General features: G+C 50.9%; 4 protein-coding genes. 3 read left to right on the forward strand and 1 reads right to left on the reverse strand.

The window, feature by feature from the left end:
- The first annotated feature begins 249 nt into the window (after positions 1-249).
- Positions 250-807, forward strand: a complete 558-nt coding sequence (locus HMPREF2692_RS06680) for a DUF4442 domain-containing protein (protein ID WP_232751635.1) — start codon at positions 250-252, stop codon at positions 805-807.
- Between the two features lie 146 nt (positions 808-953).
- Here HMPREF2692_RS06680 and HMPREF2692_RS06685 read toward each other — a convergent pair whose 3' ends face one another.
- Positions 954-1,970 (reverse strand): DUF3644 domain-containing protein, encoded by a 1,017-nt coding sequence (locus HMPREF2692_RS06685; protein WP_070433096.1) that lies wholly within the window; start codon positions 1,968-1,970, stop codon positions 954-956.
- Positions 1,971-2,451: 481 nt separating this feature from the next.
- Between HMPREF2692_RS06685 and HMPREF2692_RS06690 the strand changes: the two genes are divergently transcribed.
- A complete protein-coding gene (locus HMPREF2692_RS06690; protein WP_210400647.1) occupies positions 2,452-2,631 on the forward strand; it encodes a type II toxin-antitoxin system Phd/YefM family antitoxin in 180 nt (59 codons plus the stop codon).
- 24 nt (positions 2,632-2,655) lie between these two features.
- Positions 2,656-2,838, forward strand: a 183-nt coding sequence (locus HMPREF2692_RS12655; protein ID WP_141761309.1) for a type I restriction-modification system subunit M N-terminal domain-containing protein, incomplete at its 3' end; no start/stop codon positions are given.

The following is a 2,838-nucleotide window of genomic DNA, read 5'->3' on the forward strand; positions in this document are numbered from 1 at the left end:
GTCGCCAACATCAACTATGAAAGAAAACCCCTTGTAGTACCGGATACACGGAACACCGGTACCAACTGCGCGGACTCGCGGTACCAACTACCCCAAATCGACATCTACTTCGCCAGTTATCTGGAGATATAGCCAAATGTCACCATGGCAAACGGCACGCTACGGACCGAAACTATCCCCTATCCCGTAACGGTAGAGTTGGCGCCATTTAGCCCACCTGTCCCCCACAACTCATACGGAGCTTTCCTCATGGCCCGCTTTTCTGCACGCCAGCTCAAGCGCTTCATGGGATTCTGGCCGCCCTTCTTGGGCGCTGGCATCAAGATCCAAGAATTTGCTGATGACGGCACTCGCGTCGTTGTCAGCCACAGGCCAAACATGCTGACCAAGAACGCCATGGGTGTTGCCTTCGGTGGCACGCTCTCCGCCATGACGGACCCGTTCTTCATGCTTGCGTCCATGCATCGACTGGGCAAGGAGTACCGCATCTGGGATGCCGCTGGTGAGATTAAGTACCTGAAACCCGGCCGCGGCACGGTCACCGCCGATATGCGTATCCCCGAGGAGACTTACGCGCTCATCGAAGAAAAGACGGCCAACGGTGAGAAGTATTTGCATTGGTTCGACGTGGACATCATCGATGAGGAAGGCGATGTCGTCGCTCATGTGCGCCGCCAAGTCTATTACCGGCGCAAGCAGAAACAAGCTGCACTTGGCCACAGACGCTGGCTAGTGACGCTTGGACTACTGAGGGTGCTTCCCGAAATTCTTGTGCTGTGTTTATCTAGTGCTTTGAAGCCATTTTGAGCACACCGGGAAAAATTGTGTTGTAGAAAGCCTCACGCCCAACTATTCTTGCGGGTACAGCGCCAACCCAAGAAGGATAAAGCTGGGTTCCCGAATGGGAGTAGGGCTTCGGCCTGAGAATTCCTTTGCTCCGAGGGTTGGCGTTTTTACTTTGCTTTCGCCTTGGCCTGCAAAGCATCAATACACGTCCCTGGCTCTTTTTCGAGTTGTGCAACGATAAACTCGATTGCTCGCTGAGAGTATGTCCAGGATGAATTGGGTTCTCCAGCGGTGCTGCGATCGTGTGCGTACCTGGCATCCTCTCTAAATTGGAATACCTTATTGAAGAGATTGAAGTGCCACCGGTTGAATAACTTTTCCTCGCCTCGGAAGTAAATAGTGGTTTTCGACTTCCTTAACCGGTTTCGCACCTCTTTTACTGCATTACCAACTGTGTAAGGGTAATAGGAAGCAGCATCTCGGATGTCTTTAACGATGGTGACGCCGGCTTCCGCGTCTTTGTCGACATAGACGTTAAGGTCGGCATCCTTCGCCTTCTTGACGATGCGCAGGTTTGTCTCGTAGATGACGGCAGCAGCACCTCCTTCTCCGGTTCCTGCCGCGTCGGCGGCTAGCTGCCTCATCTTAAGAAGCTTCTCTGCGACATGAGGCTCGTACTTCGTCCGAATCACGTCAGGGTCAATTGCACCGCGGCGCACGGCCAACGTCAAGTGATTCTCCGGTATTAAATCACTAACGGATTCACCATGAAGATCGAGGAGCTTATCTGCATAATTCATGACAGACTTTTGCAGGAACGGTCCGATGAAAATCTCATACTCATCAGTGATGAAGTGAGTATTGACATTGCGGAAGCGAATGATTTCCGCCATGTTGATGCGCAGGGGATCTTTATCATTCGTAAAAATCTTCTTGAGACAGTCTGCTAGAGCAATTGTCTTTCCAGATTCGTCCGAGTAATAGATCGACTCGATTCCCCGCTCTCGGATCAGGTACGCCTTGAGCATTAGTTCCCATGCGTTGCAGAGAAAAATTGAACAGGTCTCCACGTGGTATTTCAACGTTGGCCTGTTGTACAGCTCCACTGCAAGAGCAAAAGCTTCCTTGCTCTTTTCTAGGAGCCGCTCAATAATCTCTTCCTGTCCCTTATCCACAGGAACCATTCTAACTTCTGCCCCGAGTCATCTCTTCGGCGTTCTCAGCCTGTTCCCTGCCTACGCTCGGTAATAGCACGGACGATCCGGAAGTCAGTGATGATAGGAAAATACCCCAGCTGAAACACTGTTCTAGCTGGGGCTTAATGGAGACTAAGACGTCGGATTTGATAAGTGCGGCGTGAGAGCAAGAACTCTTGTTGAGCAGGGGTTTCGTGATTCTGAAGTAATTTCATTCGCTACAGGGCGCGGTTTCTTGCTGTTGTGAGGTGGTTCTCTAACCGCACTCAAGGTGAGTGCTGGTGTTCAGGGGGTGTGGTTTGCGTTTTCCGTTAGCGGGTATCGACTAAGGGGGGCGTTGTTCTTTCCACGGTCCTCTTTGTTAGCGTAGAATAGTGAAGATGGTAATGACTTTTAGGGTCGCTAACTTAACTACCTGCTCAGTTAGGTGAGGGAGGCGTGAATGGAAGCGGAACCTGAGAAGACGACGATGGATTTTTATAATATGTCGGATTTTCTGCGTGGTCAGTCATCGAAGATCATCACGAAGCTGTCCGAGGAAGATGAGGCGGCTTTCGTGTTGAAGAATGGCAGGCCCATGGCGGTGTTGATATCGATTGACCGGTATGAGCGGTTGATGAAGGCCGGCATAGACATCACTGATTACTAAATTATTTTCTACGAGGGATTTTGGATGGCAGTGAAAAAGACAGAGCTTTACTCGTTGCTGTGGGAAGCAGCTAATAAGCTTCGTGGAGGTGTGGAGCCTGCACGCTACAAGGACTATGTGCTCACCTTGCTGTTTTTCAAGTACGTATCCGACCGCTACAAGGGGCAACGCTTGAGAGTGTCTGATGGTTTGTGTGTGGGAATCCAT

The sequence above is a fragment of the Corynebacterium sp. HMSC036D03 genome, assembly GCF_001836185.1.
GTDB lineage: Bacteria > Actinomycetota > Actinomycetes > Mycobacteriales > Mycobacteriaceae > Corynebacterium > Corynebacterium simulans.

Bases quoted from the DNA above. Each gene is read 5' to 3' on its own strand.
- HMPREF2692_RS06685 (WP_070433096.1), bottom strand. From the start codon at position 1,970: ATGGTTCCTGTGGATAAGGGACAGGAAGAGATTATTGAGCGGCTCCTA.
- HMPREF2692_RS06690 (WP_210400647.1), top strand. From the start codon at position 2,452: ATGGATTTTTATAATATGTCGGATTTTCTGCGTGGTCAGTCATCGAAG.
- HMPREF2692_RS06680 (WP_232751635.1), top strand. From the start codon at position 250: ATGGCCCGCTTTTCTGCACGCCAGCTCAAGCGCTTCATGGGATTCTGG.